This window comes from Sphingomonas kaistensis, assembly GCF_011927725.1.
In the GTDB taxonomy this organism is placed as follows: domain Bacteria; phylum Pseudomonadota; class Alphaproteobacteria; order Sphingomonadales; family Sphingomonadaceae; genus Sphingomicrobium; species Sphingomicrobium kaistense.
Window position 1 is genome coordinate 2,149,870 of sequence record NZ_JAATJC010000001.1, and the last position, 17,159, is coordinate 2,167,028.

The 17,159-nt window shown below is 66.4% G+C and carries 22 protein-coding genes and 2 tRNA genes; 10 read left to right on the forward strand and 14 right to left on the reverse strand.

From position 1 onward, the window contains the following. Positions 1-53 precede the first annotated feature (53 nt). Positions 54-1,154, forward strand: a complete 1,101-nt coding sequence (ald, locus tag GGQ97_RS10560) for an alanine dehydrogenase (RefSeq protein WP_168069402.1) — start codon at positions 54-56, stop codon at positions 1,152-1,154. Between the two features lie 65 nt (positions 1,155-1,219). Further along, positions 1,220-1,444: a DUF3072 domain-containing protein gene (locus GGQ97_RS10565; RefSeq protein ID WP_168069403.1), complete on the forward strand. Its 225-nt coding sequence runs from the start codon at positions 1,220-1,222 to the stop codon at positions 1,442-1,444. A 9-nt stretch (positions 1,445-1,453) separates the two neighbouring features. On the opposite strand, the gene GGQ97_RS10570 is transcribed toward GGQ97_RS10565, so the two are convergent. From GGQ97_RS10570 to GGQ97_RS10605, 9 genes are all read right to left on the reverse strand, one after another. Then, entirely contained in the window at positions 1,454-2,128 is a 675-nt protein-coding gene (locus tag GGQ97_RS10570; protein WP_168069404.1) for a tetratricopeptide repeat protein, read from the reverse strand. After that, positions 2,128-2,544, reverse strand: coding sequence for a cytochrome c-type biogenesis protein (locus GGQ97_RS10575; RefSeq protein ID WP_168069405.1), 417 nt, complete (start codon positions 2,542-2,544; stop codon positions 2,128-2,130). Before GGQ97_RS10575 ends, GGQ97_RS10570 begins: the two co-directional genes overlap by 1 nt. Continuing rightward, on the reverse strand, positions 2,544-3,074 hold the full coding sequence (locus tag GGQ97_RS10580; protein WP_168069406.1) for a DsbE family thiol:disulfide interchange protein: 531 nt from the start codon (positions 3,072-3,074) through the stop codon (positions 2,544-2,546). Before GGQ97_RS10580 ends, GGQ97_RS10575 begins: the two co-directional genes overlap by 1 nt. Next, entirely contained in the window at positions 3,071-4,984 is a 1,914-nt protein-coding gene (locus GGQ97_RS10585) for a heme lyase CcmF/NrfE family subunit (RefSeq protein ID WP_168069407.1), read from the reverse strand. The genes GGQ97_RS10580 and GGQ97_RS10585 overlap by 4 nt, the downstream gene beginning before the upstream one ends. Further along, complete coding sequence (gene ccmE / locus GGQ97_RS10590; protein ID WP_168069408.1) at positions 4,981-5,427, reverse strand: cytochrome c maturation protein CcmE; 447 nt, start codon at positions 5,425-5,427, stop codon at positions 4,981-4,983. Before ccmE ends, GGQ97_RS10585 begins: the two co-directional genes overlap by 4 nt. After that, the gene (locus tag GGQ97_RS14550; RefSeq protein ID WP_280740512.1) at positions 5,424-5,555 is read right to left on the reverse strand and encodes a hypothetical protein; all 132 of its coding nucleotides are present in this window, start codon (positions 5,553-5,555) and stop codon (positions 5,424-5,426) included. Before GGQ97_RS14550 ends, ccmE begins: the two co-directional genes overlap by 4 nt. Further along, a complete protein-coding gene (gene ccmC, locus GGQ97_RS10595) occupies positions 5,552-6,268 on the reverse strand; it encodes a heme ABC transporter permease CcmC (protein ID WP_168069414.1) in 717 nt (238 codons plus the stop codon). The genes GGQ97_RS14550 and ccmC overlap by 4 nt, the downstream gene beginning before the upstream one ends. Positions 6,269-6,354: 86 nt before the next feature. Continuing rightward, positions 6,355-7,404 (reverse strand): Glu/Leu/Phe/Val family dehydrogenase, encoded by a 1,050-nt coding sequence (locus tag GGQ97_RS10600; RefSeq protein ID WP_168069416.1) that lies wholly within the window; start codon positions 7,402-7,404, stop codon positions 6,355-6,357. Between the two features lie 38 nt (positions 7,405-7,442). After that, positions 7,443-7,519, reverse strand: a tRNA-His gene (locus tag GGQ97_RS10605). Between the two features lie 94 nt (positions 7,520-7,613). Here GGQ97_RS10605 and GGQ97_RS10610 point away from each other — a divergent pair. Then, positions 7,614-8,072: an HIT family protein gene (locus GGQ97_RS10610; RefSeq protein ID WP_168069418.1), complete on the forward strand. Its 459-nt coding sequence runs from the start codon at positions 7,614-7,616 to the stop codon at positions 8,070-8,072. Positions 8,073-8,137: 65 nt separating this feature from the next. Beyond that, complete coding sequence (locus tag GGQ97_RS10615; protein ID WP_168069419.1) at positions 8,138-8,863, forward strand: helix-turn-helix domain-containing protein; 726 nt, start codon at positions 8,138-8,140, stop codon at positions 8,861-8,863. A 12-nt stretch (positions 8,864-8,875) separates the two neighbouring features. On the opposite strand, the gene GGQ97_RS10620 is transcribed toward GGQ97_RS10615, so the two are convergent. From GGQ97_RS10620 to lon, 3 genes are all read right to left on the reverse strand, one after another. Then, positions 8,876-8,950, reverse strand: a tRNA-Val gene (locus GGQ97_RS10620). Positions 8,951-9,002: 52 nt separating this feature from the next. Further along, positions 9,003-9,275, reverse strand: a complete 273-nt coding sequence (locus GGQ97_RS10625) for an HU family DNA-binding protein (RefSeq protein WP_168069421.1) — start codon at positions 9,273-9,275, stop codon at positions 9,003-9,005. 81 nt (positions 9,276-9,356) lie between these two features. Then, a complete protein-coding gene (gene lon, locus GGQ97_RS10630; RefSeq protein WP_168069422.1) occupies positions 9,357-11,756 on the reverse strand; it encodes an endopeptidase La in 2,400 nt (799 codons plus the stop codon). A gap of 148 nt (positions 11,757-11,904) precedes the next feature. Here lon and GGQ97_RS10635 point away from each other — a divergent pair, with 148 nt between their 5' ends. Continuing rightward, positions 11,905-12,087, forward strand: a complete 183-nt coding sequence (locus tag GGQ97_RS10635; protein ID WP_168069424.1) for a hypothetical protein — start codon at positions 11,905-11,907, stop codon at positions 12,085-12,087. 12 nt (positions 12,088-12,099) lie between these two features. Here the strand turns inward: GGQ97_RS10635 and GGQ97_RS10640 are convergent, their stop codons facing one another. Then, complete coding sequence (locus GGQ97_RS10640) at positions 12,100-12,609, reverse strand: CPBP family intramembrane metalloprotease (RefSeq protein WP_168069425.1); 510 nt, start codon at positions 12,607-12,609, stop codon at positions 12,100-12,102. Between the two features lie 3 nt (positions 12,610-12,612). Continuing rightward, entirely contained in the window at positions 12,613-13,059 is a 447-nt protein-coding gene (locus GGQ97_RS10645) for a hypothetical protein (RefSeq protein ID WP_168069427.1), read from the reverse strand. 58 nt (positions 13,060-13,117) lie between these two features. Here GGQ97_RS10645 and dapF point away from each other — a divergent pair, with 58 nt between their 5' ends. From dapF to GGQ97_RS10670, 5 genes are read left to right on the forward strand one after another with little or no spacing between them, the layout of a single operon-like run. Continuing rightward, the gene (gene dapF / locus GGQ97_RS10650) at positions 13,118-13,909 is read left to right on the forward strand and encodes a diaminopimelate epimerase (RefSeq protein WP_168069429.1); all 792 of its coding nucleotides are present in this window, start codon (positions 13,118-13,120) and stop codon (positions 13,907-13,909) included. Then, positions 13,906-14,826, forward strand: coding sequence for a signal recognition particle-docking protein FtsY (gene ftsY / locus GGQ97_RS10655; RefSeq protein WP_168069430.1), 921 nt, complete (start codon positions 13,906-13,908; stop codon positions 14,824-14,826). Before dapF ends, ftsY begins: the two co-directional genes overlap by 4 nt. Further along, positions 14,823-15,437, forward strand: coding sequence for a septation protein A (locus tag GGQ97_RS10660; RefSeq protein ID WP_342448519.1), 615 nt, complete (start codon positions 14,823-14,825; stop codon positions 15,435-15,437). Before ftsY ends, GGQ97_RS10660 begins: the two co-directional genes overlap by 4 nt. Then, positions 15,434-16,366: an ABC transporter ATP-binding protein gene (locus GGQ97_RS10665; RefSeq protein ID WP_168069431.1), complete on the forward strand. Its 933-nt coding sequence runs from the start codon at positions 15,434-15,436 to the stop codon at positions 16,364-16,366. The genes GGQ97_RS10660 and GGQ97_RS10665 overlap by 4 nt, the downstream gene beginning before the upstream one ends. Beyond that, complete coding sequence (locus tag GGQ97_RS10670; RefSeq protein WP_168069433.1) at positions 16,363-17,124, forward strand: ABC transporter permease; 762 nt, start codon at positions 16,363-16,365, stop codon at positions 17,122-17,124. The genes GGQ97_RS10665 and GGQ97_RS10670 overlap by 4 nt, the downstream gene beginning before the upstream one ends. The last annotated feature ends 35 nt before the right edge of the window (positions 17,125-17,159 follow it).

Consider the following 17,159-nt stretch of genomic DNA (forward strand, 5'->3'; position numbering starts at 1 on the left):
CTATAGGCGCGCGCAACCACCGAACAATCAACTCTCGAAGAGGCAATCGTTCCATGCGTGTCGGCGTGCCCAAGGAAATCAAGAACCACGAGTATAGAGTCGGCCTGACCCCGGCTTCCGTCAAGGAGCTGGTTGCGGCCGGCCACGAGCTGTTCGTCGAGACGGGTGCCGGCAAGGGCATCGATTGCCCCGACAGTGCTTATGTGAAGGCTGGCGCGACCATCCTGCCCGACGCCGCCGCGGTGTTCGAGACGGCCGAGATGATCGTCAAGGTCAAGGAGCCGCAGGCGAGCGAGATCGCGATGATCAAGCCGCACCACCTGCTGTTCACCTATCTCCACCTCGCCGCCGACAAGCCGCAGGCCGAGGGACTGATGAAGTCCGGCGCGACCTGCATCGCCTATGAAACGGTGACCTCACGCTCGGGCGCGCTGCCGCTGCTCAAGCCTATGAGCGAAGTCGCGGGCCGACTCAGCATTCAGGTCGGCGCGCACTACCTTGAAAAGGCCCAGGGCGGTCGCGGCGTGCTGCTCGGCGGCGTTCCCGGAGTTGCCCCGGCCAAGGTCGCGATCCTCGGCGGCGGCGTCAGCGGCGTCAATGCGGCGCAGATGGCGGTCGGCATGCGCGCGGACGTCACCATCTACGACATTTCGAACGAGCGCCTGGCCGAGCTCGACATGTTCTTCGGCAGCCAGATCAAGACCGCTTATGCCAGCCGTGACGCCATTGCGCGCGCGGTCGAGGAAGCGGAGCTGGTGATCGGCGCAGTGCTGGTGCCCGGTGCCGCGGCGCCCAAGCTCGTCACCCGCGAGATGCTCAAGACCATGAAGCGCGGCTCGGTGCTGGTCGACATCGCGATCGATCAGGGCGGCTGCTTCGAAACCAGCCACGCCACCACCCACGCCGACCCGGTCTACGAGGTCGATGGCGTGATCCATTATTGCGTCGCCAACATGCCGGGCGCGGTGGCCCGTACCAGTGCCTTCGCGCTAAACAACGCCACCCTGCCCTTCGCCCTCAAGCTCGCCAACCTGGGCGCGGAAGCCGCGATGAAGGCCGACCCGCATCTCGCCAACGGGCTCAACGTCAGCGGCGGCAAGATCCGCCATCAGGCCGTCGCCGAAGCGCTCGACCTCGAGTTCGTGCCGGTCTAATTACGGAACATAAACGGAACGTCGTCGTTCTTCAGCCAACTCAACTCTCTGAGAAGGCTCGAAGAATGACGACGAAGCCCGACACCGATCCCAAGGCGCATCCGACCGGCAACGCGGTCAAGGATCCCGATCACTGGACCACCGGCGGCGAGCCGATGACGGGGGCGCAGGCCTCCTATCTCCAGACGCTGAGCGAAGAAGCCGGCAAGGAATTCGATCCCGAACTCTCCAAGGCGGAAGCCTCGAAGGAGATCGACGCGCTCCAGGGCGAAACCGGACGCGGCGAGTAGGCCGTCGCTTCAGGGACGGGACGGCTGCGGCGGAGCACTGCCCTGCCCGCCGGCCCGGCCCGGCACCATCTGCTGCTCGGCCAGGCTGTCGCTGACCATCGAGACGCCTTGCTCGATCATCGGGCGGTAACTGGTTCCCGGCGGAGTCAGCGCAAGCGCCGCCCGGAACAATGTCAGGCTACGCTCCAGATCGCCGGACCTGGCCCGCGCGAGGCCTTCGAAGAACAGCGGCGCGGGATGGCGGGGCGCCAGCTGACGCGCGCGTTCGAAGGCGAGTTCGGCCGCCGGAGTGATCATCTGGGCGTGATCGACGAGCGCGTTGGCAAGTCCGATTCTCAAGGCAAGATCGTCGGGCCGCTCGCGAAGGCCGGCCCTGATCGCCCCCAGTTCCTCGGTCGTGTTGCCGCGGCGGGCAAAGCTGTCGGCGATCAGCAGGTAGCGCTCGCCCGCGGTGAATGTGCCGAGCATCGCCTGGCGGGCCTCGGTCAGTGGCACCGCCGGTCGGCTGAGCCCCCCTTCGCGCGGCGTTCCGGCAAGATCGGGACGGCCTTGCAGCGCGTAGCCGGCAGCGCCCAGCATAAGTGCCGCAAGTGTCACCTGCAGCGCCGCGCCGCGCAGCCTGCCGGCAACCCAAAGCCCGGCGGCGGTGGCCGCAAGCAGCACGAACAACCACAGAAAGCCCATCAGCGGCGAACCTTCAGTCGGCGCACGACCAGGAAAACGCCCGCCGCCAGCAGGGCCAGCGGCGCCATCCACAGGACAAACGTGTCGCGATCGAGCCGCGGCTGGTAGCTCACCCAGCTGCCGTAGCGATCGATCAGGAAGGAACGGATCTTATCGGGGCTCTCGCCGGCCTCGATCCGGGTCCGCACCAGGTGGCGCATGTCGCCGGCCATTTCGGCATCGCTGTCATGGATCGACTGACCCTGGCAGACGAGGCAGCGCAGTTCGGCCATCAGCTCGGTCGCCCGGGCTTCCTTGGCCGGGTCCGCGAGCTGCTTGTAGGCGTAGGGGGCAGGAGGACGATTGGAATCGGCCAGCGCGGGGGTCACGCCGAAGGCAAGCGCAAGCACCGCCAGCATGAGGCGAAGCGCAGACATCAACGCGCCTTCTCCCACTCGGCCATCACCTCGGCCACCTGCTCGGGCGCGATCGGTCCGATATGCTGGTAGCGGATGACGCCCTTGCCATCGACGATGAAGCTTTCCGGGACCCCGGACGAACCGAAGGCGATTTGCGCTTCCCCGACCGGGTCGCTGCCGATGGCGGTGAAGGGATCGCCGTAGCTGGCAAGGAACTCCTCGACGTCCTTCGGCTGATCCCGCAGCGCGATGGCCTCGATCGTCACGCCGCGCTTCTGGAGATCGAGCAGGACCGGCGCTTCGGCGATGCACGGAACGCACCAGCTGGCGAAGAAATTGACCAGCCGGGGCTTGCCCTGCCCGAGGCTGGCGGCGGCAAGCCCGGGTCGGCCCGGCAGCATCGGCTCCGTCACGAAGGCCGGAACCTGCCGCCCCACCATCCGCGAGCGGATCGACGTGTCGGGCGGCGCGCTCAGCCGCCACGCCGCCGCCGCGACAAAGCCGACGAACAGCAACAGCGGGACGAGCAGCCAGGCCCGGCGACTCACGTCTGAGCCTCGGCAAGCGGCAGTGGACGGCCACGCTCCCGGCGCAGGCGGCCGATCAGCGCAAGCAGGCCGCCCAGGGCGATCAACGCGCCCCCCAGCCAGATGAAGGTGACCATCGGCTTCCACCACAGGCGCATCTGCCAGCGGTCGCCCTCGCGCTTGCCGATCACGGTGTAGAGCTGCCCGTCGAGGCGCGTGATGATCGCCGCTTCGTTGGTCTCGGTCGGCGGCGAGCTGAAATAGCGGCTCTGCGGATCGAGCCGGATCGAGGTGCTGCCGCGCGTGGCGACCAGGTGCCCCTCGACCGCGGTCCAGTTCGGCCCGGCGACCGGGTCGACCCCGTTGAAGCGCACCTTCCACGGGCCGACGGTTAGTACCTCGCCGATCCGTGCCGCGGCCAGCGTCTCGCGGGTCAGCGAGGCATCGGCGGCGGCGCCGGTCATCGCCACGGCAATGCCGAGGTGGCTGATCACCATGCCCCAGATGGTCAGCGGAGTGCGCCGCAGGTCACGTCCGGCAAGCGGCAGGAAGCTGGCCACGGCAAGGCCCGCCGCAAAGGACAGGCCAAGGCGCGGAAGCAGGTTCATGGCCGGGTCGATGAAGGTCAGCGCAAAGGCAACGGCGGTGACAACCGCAGGCATGGCGACGCGCCGCAGGTTGGGCCGGGTATCGCGCCGCCAGCGGAGCAGCGGACCGATGAACAGCAGGACCGCGAGGATCACGACCAGCGGCCCGGTCACCGCATTAAAATAGGGCGGGCCGACCGAGATCTTCTCCCCCGACATCGCCTCGACCGCGACGGGGTAGAGCGTGCCCACGAACACGGTGCCGAGGATGACCGACAGGATGAGATTGTTGGCGACCAGCGCGCCTTCGCGGCTGACGATCTCGAATCGCGCGCCTTCGCGAACCGACGCGATGCGCAGCGCGAACAGCAACAGCGCGCCGCCGGTGTAGAAGATCAGCAGGCCGAGGATGAAGCTGCCGCGGGTCGGATCGACCGCGAAACTGTGGACGCTGGTCAGGATGCCCGAGCGAACCAGGAAGGTGCCGATCATCGACATGGAGAATGCGACAACGGCAAGCATCACCGTCCACGCTCTGAGCGAGCCGCGGGCCGCCAGCACGTTGATCGAGTGGAGCAAGGCGGTGGCGGCGAGCCACGGCATCAGCGAGGCATTCTCGACCGGGTCCCAGAACCACCAGCCGCCCCAGCCGAGTTCGTAATAAGCCCAGTAGCTGCCGGCGACGATCCCGATGGTGAGCAGCACCCAGGCGCCGAGCACCCACGGCCGCATCGCCCGGGCCATCGCGGGCCCGACCTCGCGGGTAACCAGCGCCCCCACCGCGAGGCTGAAGGCGACGCTCAATCCGACGTAGCCGAGGTAGAGCGTGGGCGGATGGAAGGCGAGGCCGGGGTCCTGAAGCAGCGGGTTCAGCCCCTGCCCCTGCAGCGGCGCTGGATCGAGCCGGGTGAACGGGTTGGAGGCGATCAGCAGGAAGCCGAAGAAGCCGAGCGCCAGAAGCGCCTGCGCCCCCAGCGTCGCACGCAGGCTCCGCTCGGGCAGCCGCCGCTCGACCAGTGCCAGAAGCGCACCGGCGGCGGACAGCACGGTCACCCACAGCAGCATCGAGCCTTCATGATTCCCCCACGCGCCCGAAAAACGGTAGATGAAGGGCTTGGCGCTGTGGCTGTTGGCGGCGACCAGCTGGACGCTGGTGTCGGTGCGCAGGAACAGCCAGATCAGCAGCGCAAAGGACAGCAGCGTGAGCAACCCCTGCGCCACCGCGACCGGCGCGACCAGGGTTTTCAGGTCGCCGAGGCGATTGCCCACCACCGCCAGCCCGAACTGCAGGAGCGCCAGCGAAAAAGCCAGCCACAGCGCGGCAAGCCCGGCCTCGGCGATCACTTGGCGGTCTCCCGGGTCATCATCTCCGCCGCTTGGTTGCCCATCTGCGGGGGCATGTAGCGCTCGTCATGCTTGGCGAGGATGTTGTCGGCGACGAAGGTCCCGTCGCGGCCGAGCTGCCCCTCGGCAATCGCGCCGCTATTCTCCTTGAACAGGTCGGGGACGATGCCGGTGAAGCGGACGGGTACCTGGCCCACGCCGTCGGTCAGGACGAAGGCCACGCTGACCCCGTCCGGCATCCGCTGGATCGAGCCCTTCTGGACCATCCCGCCAAGCCGCAGCGGAACGCCGACCTCGGCCCGGCCTGCGGCGACATCCTGCGGGGTGCGGAAGTAGGCGGCGCGGTCGGACAGGCCCCACATCGCCAGCATCACGGCGCCGATCAGCGCCGCCACCGCCAGCAGGACCAGCACCAGTCTCTGGTGCTTGGGCGCTAGTGTCATCCGCGACCGCTCACTTTATCTGCCTGGTCTTCGGCGCTGCGGCAGCCGAGCAGGGCCCAGGCCAACAGGCCGCCCGTTCCGCTGAGGAACACCGCATAAGCGGCGATCACGAACGCCCACTGGTTCATGCCGCCGCCGTCCGGCGCAGCCGCGCCTCGATCTTGGTGGCGGCAAGCTCGGTCCGCATCCGCAGCAGCACGATCGCGCCGAACAGGGCGGAGAAGCCGAACAGGGTGAAGAAAAGCGGCCACAGTATCTGCGGCGCAATGGTGGTCCCGGTCAGCTGGATGCTCTCGCCCTGGTGAAGCGTGTTCCACCACTGGACCGAGAAATGGATGATCGGAATGTTGACTGCTCCGATCAGGCCGAAAAGCGGCGCCGCACGGCCGTCGGGGCCCCTTTCCTTCTCGGCAGCGGCCAGCGCCATGTAGCCGCAGTAAAGGAAGAACAGGACCAACATGCTGGTCAGCCGCCCGTCCCATTCCCACCAGGTTCCCCACGTCGGCCGGCCCCAGATCGAGCCGGTGGCAAGGCACAGGAAGGCGAACATCGCGCCCGCCGGAGCAATGGCCCGCGCGGCCACGCCGGCAAGCGGATGGCGCCAGATGATCTGCGCTGCGGACGCCACGGCAATGCCGGTCCAGCCGCCCATCCCGAGCCAGGCTGCGGGAACATGGATGTGGAGGATCCGCACGGTCTGCCCCTGCAGATAGTCCGGCGGCATCAGGAACAGCGCCCCGACGATGCCGATGGCGCTCAGGACAAGCCCGATCCCCAGCAGCCACGCTGTGGCCGGCTTCGCGATCTTGAGGAAACGGGCGGGGTTGGCGAAGCGATGCATGGGACTGTCAGGTCCCTCTTATACGGCTCGCACGACATTGCACCATGCCCAAATGGAGAGTGGGCGATGCGGTCGTTGTGACAGGGTTATCCGCGCCCGATCAGCTTGCGCGCCATCGCATCGGCGACACTCGCCGGATCGCGGCCGCTGGCGACGCTCTCGCTCCAGATCGCCTCGAGACGATCGGGAATGCCGGCGATTCGCGACCGCACCACTTCGGCATCGCCGTCGCGGAGATATTCGGTCGAGACGTTGATGATCCCGCCCGCATTGATCACGTAATCGGGGGCGTAGAGGATTCCGCGGGCCATCAGCGCCGGGCCATGCTCCGGGCGGGCCAACTGGTTGTTGGCACCGCCGGCGACGATCGGCGCGCGAAGCGCCGCGATGCTCGCGTCATCGAGGATCGCGCCCAATGCGTTGGGGCTGATCACGTCGGCTTCGGTCGACAGGATGGTGGCGGCGTCGCCGACCTGCCCGCCGACTTCCCGCGCCAGGCTTTCGGCCTTGGCGGTGTCGACATCGGCGATGGTCAGCCGGGCGCCCTCTTCCGCGGCGCGGCGCGCAACGCCGCTCGCCACGCTGCCGGCGCCCTGAAGCGCGATGTGCAGGCCCGACAGGCTGTCGCGGCCAAGCGCGCGGCGAACCGCCGCTTTGATCCCGAGGAACACGCCGAGCGAGGTGTGCGGCCCCGGATCGCCGCCAACCGCGCCGGCCTCAACCGGCAGCCCGGCGACATGCCGCGTCTCGCGGCGCACGGCCTGCATGTCGGACACGTTGATGCCGACATCTTCAGCCGTGACATAGCGCCCACCAAGCATCTCCACCGCGCGGCCGAAGGCGGCCAGCATCGCAGGGGTCTTGGTGCGCTTGTCATCGGCGAGGATGACGGCCTTGCCGCCCCCCAGCGGAAGCCCGGCCATCGCATTCTTGTAGCTCATCCCGCGCGACAGGCGCAGCGCATCGGTCAGCGCCTCCTCGTCCTTGGCATAATGCCAGAATCGGCTGCCGCCCGCCGCCGGGCCGAGGTGCGTGCTGTGCATCGCGATGATCGCCCGGAGCCCGCTCGCAGGATCGGAAACATGGGTCACGGCCTCGTGCCCGTCGAAGTCGGGCAGGCTCCACAAGTCGGTCATGGGCGGGGATGATTCCGGATCGCTGAAGGAAAGGATGATGGGGCGATCGACGGGGCTCGAACCCGCGACCCTCGGCACCACAAGCCGATGCTCTAACCAACTGAGCTACGATCGCCACTACCGTGCCCGGCCATTATCAAAAACGGCTTGGCACGGCGCGTCAGCCCCTTAAGGGGGGCGGCTCCCCGATGCAAGCAAGACTATAGTTGATGCCTGAACCCTCGCCGCACGCGACCCTGGTCAAGTTCGGATACCCCCGCACCCTCCTCCACCAGGGGAGCCACTGGGCCGTCCTGGTGCGTCCTGCGCAACCGACGCTGGGCAGTTTGATCCTGTGTGCGATGGGCGAGGAAACCAGCTATGGCGACCTTTCCCGCGAGGCGATTATCGAGCAGGGAGAACTGGTTACTTGCATCGAGCGGGTGCTTCGCCAGTTCAGCGATTATGAGCGGATCAATTATCTCATGCTGATGATGGTCGATCCCCACGTGCATTTTCATGTTCTCCCCCGCTATGCAAGAGAACGAATTTTCCAGGAGCAATCCTTTCCCGACCGGGGCTGGCCGGCCTTGCCCGACCTTGGCAGCACGCAAGCTGCGACAGAAGCTCTTGTTCATGCCCTCCGTGATAGCTGGAGGTCGATCATCCATGCAGAAGGTGAAAATTAACCTGTGTTAATCGACTTGCACGTTCAGAACCGAAGCGCGATATTCCTCCTTGCAGGGGAGGAAAGGTGACGAACACGATGACCAAGCGCTCCAGAGGAGCCGCCGGCGGCGACGTCCCGCTCGGAGAAGCCCTGCTGAAGGCTGGCCTCGAGCCTCACCTTGCGGCCGTGCTCGAGGAGATGCCGAGCAAGTCGGTCGAGGTCGACCCGCGCCGTCCCTTCCGGGAAGCGGGATCCGACCGCAACGAGGTCTTTTTCGTCGAGAGCGGCATCCTCGCCAAGTATAAGGCGGATGGAACCGGTCGGCGCCAGATCATTTCCCTGCGCTTCGCAGGCGATGGCATCCTGCCCGGCGACACCGCGGCCGATTACGGCATCCAGGCCATCGTGCGGAGCCGCGTCCTGGTGGTCCAGCAGCGCGATTTCGACCCGGTGGTCGATGCCAATCCGGAGCTTGCCCGGTTTTTCTGGAAGTTAACGCAGCGCCACGCCTCGATCGGCTATGAGTGGCTGCTCAATTGCGGACGACGCGATTCGACGGCTCGGGTGGTTCACCTGCTGTGCGAACTCGCCGAACGCAGCGGAGTGGATCCGGCACAGCACCGGCTGACCAATCCGTTCACCCAGCAGCAGATTGCGGACATCACCGGTCAGACCAGCGTCAACGTCAACCGCGTATTCGCCGATCTCGAGCGCCAGGGACTGATCCGCCGTGAGGGGCGCGACATCCTGTTCGACGATTGGGACGAGATCCGCCGGGTCGCCAGCTTCAGCGCGGCCTATCTGCAGTAGGAGGAGGAGGCGTGGTGGGCGCGGCAGGGATTGAACCTGCGACCCCACCCGTGTGAAGGGTGTGCTCTACCACTGAGCTACGCGCCCACGCCTGATGGGAGGGGCGGTTAGCGAAGCCTCCGCACCCTGTCCAGCGTGATTACTGCACTGCTTCCTTGAGAAGCTTGCCGGCGCGGAATTTCGGCTGCGCCGTGCTGTCGATCTGGAGCGGTTCGCCGGTGCGCGGATTGCGCCCCACCGACGCCTTGCGCCGCGTCACCACGAAATTGCCAAAGCCGACCAGCCGCACTTCGTCGCCGCGGCTGAGGGCATCGGTGATCACCTCGAGCATGGTTTCGACCGCCCGGGCGGCGTCCATCCGGTTGAGGCCCGCTCGATCGGCGACCTGCCCGATCAGATCCTGCTTGTTCATAAACCTTCCTCTCTCGCGGCATCACTTCGCCGCGAGTACAAATGAATGTGGCCCCTAGGTGCCGATGCCAATGCGAAAGCGCTAGTGGCGAAGCGCCGAAGAGGCTTGCGGCTGCGTTGGCGCGACCGGCTCGGCGGCATGCTCGTCCGCTTCGCTCCATTCGATCGGCTCGAGCTTGGAACTGAGCGCCCGCGCAAGCACCTCGTCGACATGCGACACCGGGACGATGGTCAGGGCATCGCGCAGCTTGGCCGGAAGCTCCGCCAGGTCCTTTTCATTCTCCTGCGGAATGAGGACGGTGGTGATTCCGCCGCGAAGGGCAGCCAGCAGCTTCTCTTTGAGGCCGCCGATCGGCAACACGCGTCCGCGCAGGGTGACTTCCCCGGTCATCGCGACATCGCGGCGCACCGGGACCCCGGTCAGGGTCGAGATCAGCGCCGTCACCATGCCGATACCCGCCGACGGCCCGTCCTTGGGCACCGCGCCTTCGGGCAGATGGACGTGGACGTCCTTCTTGGCGAAGACGCTCGGCTTGACCCCGTAAGCGGGGCTGCGTGCCTTGACGAAGCTCCACGCCGCCTGGACGCTCTCGGTCATCACCTCGCCAAGCTTGCCGGTGGTCCTGATCTGCCCCTTGCCGGGAACGGTCACCGCTTCGATGGTCAGTAGTTCGCCGCCGACCTCGGTCCAGGCCAGCCCGGTCACCGCGCCGATCTGATCCTCATCCTCGCCGACCCCGAAGCGATACCGCTTCACGCCCAGGAAGTCGTTGAGGTTCTCTGCGGTGACGACCACGCTGGTCGCCTTGCCTTCGAGGATCTGGCGCAGCGCCTTGCGGGCGATCTTGGCCAGTTCCCGCTCGAGGGTCCGGACGCCGGCCTCGCGGGTGTAGTAGCGCAGCACGCCGCGCAGGCCGTCGTCGGCGATCGTCAGTTCACCTTCCTTCAGCCCGTGCGCTTCAAGCTGCTTGGGAATGAGGTGGCGGTTGGCGATCTCGACCTTCTCGTCCTCGGTGTAGCCCTCGAGCCGGATGATCTCCATCCGGTCCAGCAACGGTTGCGGCATGTCGAGGCTGTTCGCGGTGGTCACGAACATGATGTCGGACAGGTCGTAATCGAGTTCGAGGTAATGGTCCTGGAACTTGCTGTTCTGCTCGGGATCGAGAACCTCCAGCAGCGCCGAGGCCGGATCGCCGCGGAAATCCTGACCCAGCTTGTCGATCTCGTCGAGCAGGAACAACGGGTTGGACGTCCCCGCCTTCTTGAGGTTCGAAACGATCTTGCCCGGCAGCGAGCCGATGTAGGTCCGGCGGTGCCCGCGGATCTCGGCTTCGTCACGCACGCCGCCAAGGCTCTGGCGAACGAATTCGCGCCCGCAGGCCTTGGCAATCGAGCGTCCGAGCGAGGTCTTGCCGACGCCCGGCGGACCGACGAGGCAAAGGATCGGGCCCTTCAGCTTGTTGGTTCGGGCCTGCACCGCGAGATATTCGACGATCCGGTCCTTGACCTTCTCAAGCCCGTAATGGTCGTCGTCGAGCACCTTTTCGGCGACCACGATGTCCTTGTTGAGCTTGCTCTTCTTGCCCCACGGAAGGCCCAGCAGCACGTCGAGATAGTTACGCGCGACGGTCGCCTCGGCGCTCATCGGCGCCATCGCCTTCAATTTCTTCAGCTCGGCGGTGGCCTTGACCCGAGCCTCCTTGCTGAGCCGCGTCTTGCGGATCTTGGCGGCAAGCTCGGCCAGCTCGTCGCCGCCGTCCTCGCTCTCGTTGCCAAGCTCGCGCTGGATCGCCTTCAGCTGCTCGTTGAGATAATATTCGCGCTGGGTCTTCTCCATCTGCCGCTTCACGCGGCTGCGGATCTTCTTCTCGACCTGCAGAACGCCAAGCTCGCCCTCCATGAAGGCGAACACCATCTCCAGCCGGCGCGCGGGATTGAGCTCGCCCAGCAGCGCCTGCTTGTCGGCGACCTTGACCGACAGGTTGGAAGCGACCGCGTCGGCCAGCACCGACGCTTCCTCGATCTCGGCCAGCTGGACGCCGGTTTCCGCCGGAAGGCGCTTGTTGAGCTTGGCGTAATTATCGAACTGCTCCAGCACCGAACGCATCAGCGCCTGGGCCTCGGGCCCCTCGGCTGCTTCCTCCTCGACTTCCTCGATCTGCGCGGTGAGATGCCCTTCCTCGTTAGACAGCGAGATCAGGCGAGCCCGCTTCACGCCTTCGACCAGCACCCGAACGGTGCCGTCGGGCAGCTTGAGCAGCTGCATCGCGGTGGCGATCACGCCAAGGTCGTACAGCGCGTCGCGGTCGGGATCGTCCTCCGACGGGTCGAGCTGCGCGACGAGGAAGATCTGCTTGTCCTCGCCCATCGCCGCTTCAAGCGCGGCGACCGACTTCTCGCGACCGACGAACAGGGGCACGATCCGCTTGGGAAAGACGACAATGTCGCGCAGCGGAAGGATAGGCAGGGTAAGGGTCGTCAACGCGATGGGCTCCTAGGCGCCGCCGGACGCGGCAGCTCGTTTCCCCTCACATATGGGCCGGGCTTTCCGCCTAATCAATCAAGGCCGGAACAGTTGGCCCCGCTCCCGCCTTTCATCGCAGCCCGCGACGCGAACGAAAGGCAAGACGATGCACGACAGCCAGAAGATCAGCACCGGCCCAAACGAAGCGCCAAAGAACGAGACGATTGCCGGCACCGGGCCCGGGATCCCCGATGAGGCTGCCTCACCCGGCCGGGACGTGCCCTCGCTTCCAAGCGACGAGGAAATCCGGCGCATCGCGGAGAAGCTCGGCGCCCCTGTCCCGATGTAAAGCCTGCGGTCGTCAGCCGCTTAGTCCGGCGACCAGCAGCAAGGCCGGCCCCAGGTTCTGGAGGCCGTGGATGAGCATCGGCAGTCCGAACGCCACCGCGAGACTGCGACGACGCCAGGTCAGGAATACGATCGAGAAGATCAGGAACGGCCACCAGATGACCAGCCCCCAGGCGGTCGCCTGTAGCGAGTGGGCGATTCCCCATCCCAGCGAACTGATCACGACCGCCGGCAGGAAACCCGCGACCCGCTCGAGGATCAGCAGGACCGTTCCCATGATCAACGTCTCGACCACCGGTGCGAACACGACCAGCAGGAACAGCAGCAGGCCCGGATCGACGTTGGGAAATTCCGGGCCGGCCTCGGGCACCAGCCGGCTGGCCAGTGCCGAGAGCAGCAGCGAGGGAAAGAAGGCGCAGGCCCAGGCGATCGCGACATAGCGCAGCGGCCGTTCCGGCTGGAACAGCGCCTTGGGAAGAAAGGCGAGTGGCCGCGGGCGCGGCGCCAAGGCCGGTCCGTTCACCGCTCAGCCCTGCCGGGGCGGACGCGGCCCGCGTGGACCGCGCGAGGGTCCTCCCGAGGGGCGATCTCCGCGCGGCCCGCGCGGAGCGCCGCCAGCCGGGCCGCGCGGACCATCGGAACGCGGTCCGCGGGTCGACGGACGCGAGGTGCGGTCGACCCCGCGCGCGACCACTTCGCCCTGCCGCGGCATGGGCCGCGCCGGCCCTGCATCGCGCGGTGCGACCGCATAACCCTCCTTGAGCAGCCCGGCGAAGGCGGCCCGGGTGCTTGCGGCAATCGCATCCTGCAATTCCTTGGGCAGGTCCGCCATGGTCACGTTGCCGTGGATCGCCTGCACCTGCCGCAGCAGGTTGTTGGGGAGGTTGCCGCTCGCACTCTTCAGTGCGGCGATGGCATCGAGGACGGCTGAGAAGATCAGCGATTGCATGACGTCTTGGGCGGCGCGGGGCATTGCCGATCAACTCCGGAGAAGTGGACAGAAGGTTTCGCGCCCGCTTAAGTCGCCAGCGATGCTTCGGCAATTCCACAAGATGCATGGGCTCGGAAACGACTTCGTCATCCTCGACGCGCGCGAGGAGCCGCTGGCGATAACCGAGGCCCTCGCCCGCCAGATCGCCGACCGCCGCGAAGGCATCGGCTGTGACCAGTTGATCCTGCTCGAGCCGAGCGCGACAGCCGACCTCCGGATGCGGATTTTCAACGCCGACGGCAGCGAGGTGCAAAGCTGCGGCAACGCCACGCGCTGTGTCGTCAAGCTGACCGGCGCCGCCACCATCGAAACCGCCGGCGGCCTGCTCAGCGGCGCCGCCCACGGCTCGGAGGTCGAGGTCACGCTTGTCGAGCCGCGCTTCGAATGGGATGCCATCCCCCTCGCCTACCCGCTGCCGACCGACCCCATGCCGATGGGCTGGGAGAATCTCGACAGGCCCTACATCGTCAATGTCGGCAACCCGCACGCCGTCTTCTTTGTCGACGATCTCGATGACACCGATGTCGAGGGGATCGGGCCGGGCATCGAAACCGATCCGGTTTTTCCCGAACGCATCAACGTCAACGTCGCGCAGGTCGAAGGCAATGCCCTTCGCCTCCAGACGTTCGAGCGCGGTGCCGGCCTTACCCGCGCCTGCGGGACCGGGGCCTGCGCCACCGCGGTCGCCGCGATCCGCGCCCGCCTTGTCACGTCACCGGTGACGGTCCACATGGCTGGCGGCAGTCTCTCCATTGCCTGGGCCCCCGGCGAGCCGGTTCGGATGCGCGGCTCGGCAACTCACGTCTTCAAGGGCACGATCGACCTCCAATGAGCTGGCTCGACAAACTTACCGGCGGCTTTCGCAAGACCGCCGACCGTCTCGGCGACAATATCGGCGGGCTCGGCACCGGCGCGAAGGCCGCGCTCGACACCTCGACCCTCGACGACATCGAGGAAGCGCTGATCGCTTCGGACATCGGTCCGGAAGCCTCCAAGCGCATCCGCAACGCGATCGCCGCCCGCCGGTTCGAGCAACTCGACGAACGGGGCCTGCGCACTATCCTCGCGGAGGAGATGGAAGCGATCCTGGCGCCGGTCGCAAAGCCGCTCGATATCTGGGGCTTCCCACGGCCGCACGTCATCCTGGTGATCGGCGTCAACGGGTCGGGCAAGACGACCACCATCGGCAAGCTCGGCGCCTGGCTCAAGGAACAGGATTATGGCGTCATGCTCGCGGCGGGCGATACCTTCCGCGCCGCCGCCATCGAACAGCTGCGCATCTGGGGAAACCGGATCGACGCGCCCGTCATCAGCGGCAAGGAAGGCGGCGATGCGGCGGGGATCGTGTTCGATGGCGTCAAGCAGACCACCGCGACCGGGATCGATTGCCTGATCGTCGACACTGCCGGGCGCCTCCAGAACAAGACCCACCTGATGGAGGAATTGTCCAAAGTCCGCCGGGTTCTCGGGCGGCTTAACCCCGAAAGCCCCCACGACGTCATCCTCGTCCTCGACGCGACCACCGGGCAGAACGCATTGAACCAGATCGAGGTGTTCCGCGATCTGGCTGGGGTCACGGGACTGGTGATGACCAAGCTCGACGGCACTGCCCGGGGCGGCGTCCTGGTCGCCGCGGCCGAGCGCTTCAAGCTGCCGATCCACGCCATCGGTGTCGGCGAGGGAGTGAACGACCTTCGTCCATTCGACCCCCGCGCCGTAGCCCGCGCCATCGCCGGACTGACGTCGTGAGCGCGAAGGCCGAACCCGCCGGCGGGTCGAAGCTGCTGATCGACTTTGGTCCGCTGCTCCTGTTCTTCCTGGTCAATTTCCTGGCGCCGGTTTCGCCGCTGACCAAGATCTTCGTCGCGACCGGGGTGTTCATGGTCGCGATGGTGGCGGCGGTGGCTTATTCCGCCATCCGCTATCGCAGCGTGTCGCCGCTTTTGTGGTTCAGCGGCTTCATGGTGGTGGTCCTCGGCGGATTGACGCTGTGGCTGCACGACGAGACGTTCATCAAGCTCAAGCCCACCATCTACTACCTGTTCGTCGCCGCCTTGCTCGGCTTCGGCCTGTGGAAGGACAAGCCGCTGCTGAAGCTGGTCCTGGGCAGCGCCTATCCCGGCCTCGACGAGGAAGGGTGGCGCAAGCTGACCCGCAACTGGGCGCTGTTCTTCCTGGTCATGGCCGCCGTGAACGAGGCCGTCTGGCGCAACAGCAGCACCGACTTCTGGGTCGGGTTCAAGCTGTGGGGGGCGATCCCCCTCACCCTTCTGTTCGCCGCCGCCAACGTGCCGATGCTGCTGCGCCACGGCCTCAATACCGAGGACGCCAAACCCGAAGAGCCAGGACCCGTCGAATGAGCACTCCTGCACTGTCCATTCGAGGCCTGCGCAAGGCCTATGCCAGCGGTACCGAGGCGCTGAAGAGCGTCGACCTCGACATCGCTTCCGGCGAGATCTTTGCGTTGCTGGGTCCGAACGGCGCAGGAAAGACGACGTTGATCTCGATCGTCTGCGGCCTGGTCCGCGCGACGTCGGGGGAAGTGCTGGTCGAGGGCAAGCACTGGCTGAACGACTACAAAGGCGCGCGGCGGCGGATCGGCCTCGTCCCGCAGGAAATGAACATCGACGTGTTCGAGCCGGTCTGGAACACCGTCGCCTTCAGCCGTGAGCTGTTCGGCCTGCCCCGCAACGACGCCCATATCGAACAGGTGCTGCGCGACCTCACCTTGTGGGACAAGCGCAAGAATATCCTCAAGGACCTGTCGGGCGGCATGAAGCGCCGGGTGATGATCGCCAAGGCGCTGGCCCACGAACCCGACATCCTGTTCCTCGACGAGCCCACCGCCGGGGTCGATGTCGAACTCCGCAAGGAGATGTGGGCAATGGTCCGCCTGCTGCGCGAGAAGGGCGTCACCATCATCCTGACGACCCATTACATCGAGGAAGCCGAGGAGATGGCCGACCGGGTGGGGGTCATCAACAAGGGTGAGTTGATCCTCGTGGAGGAAAAGGCCGAGCTGATGAAGAAGCTCGGCCGCAAGACCTTGCACCTGCAGCTTGCCGAGCCGCTTTCCGACGTCCCGCCAGCCCTTCAGGACTGGAAGCCAAGGCTGTCGGACGACGGCCTGACCCTGACCTACGATTTCGATCGCCATGCAGAGCGGACCGGCATCCCCTCGCTGCTGGCGGCGATGCGCGACGCGGGCATTGCCTTCAAGGACCTCGACACCAAGCAGTCGAGCCTCGAAGACATCTTCGTCGGGCTGATCCATGGAGGCGTGAAGTGAACCTGCGCGGCACCTTCGCCATCTACAAGTTCGAGATGCACCGCTTCCGCCGCACCCTGTGGACCGGAATGGCGGTGCCGGTGATCACCACCTGCCTGTATTTCATCGTCTTCGGCTCGGCGATTGGAAGCCGGATGACCGAGGTCAACGGCATTCCCTACGGCGCATTCATCGTGCCCGGACTGATGATGCTGAGCCTGTTCACCGAAAGCATCTTCAACGCCAGCTTCGGCATCCACATGCCGCGGTTCACCGGCACCATCTACGAGATCCTCTCGGCACCCCTGTCGGCGGTGGAAACGGTGCTGGGCTATGTCGGTGCGGCGGCGACCAAGGCGACGCTGGTGGCGCTGGTGATCTTCGCCACCGCGCACCTGTTCGTGCCGGTGCGGGTCGAGCATCCGATCGCAGCGCTCGCCTTCCTGATCCTGGTGGCGGTGACATTCTGCCTGTTCGGCTTCATCATCGGCGTCTGGGCCAAGGGGTTCGAGCAGTTGCAGGTGATCCCACTGCTGGTGGTCACCCCGCTCACCTTCCTTGGCGGCGCCTTCTACTCGATCGACATGCTGCCCGAGCCGTGGCGGACGATCACCCTATTTAACCCGGTGGTGTATCTGATCAACGGCTTCCGCTGGTGCTTCTTCGGCACCGCGGACGTCAGCTTCGGGCTGGCGCTCGGCGCGACTCTGGCGTTCGGCGCGACCTGCCTGGCCGGCATCTGGTGGATCTTCCGGTCGGGCTACCGGCTGAAAGCTTGAGGGCCCCGGCTCAACGCCGAGGCCCCCTGAACGAT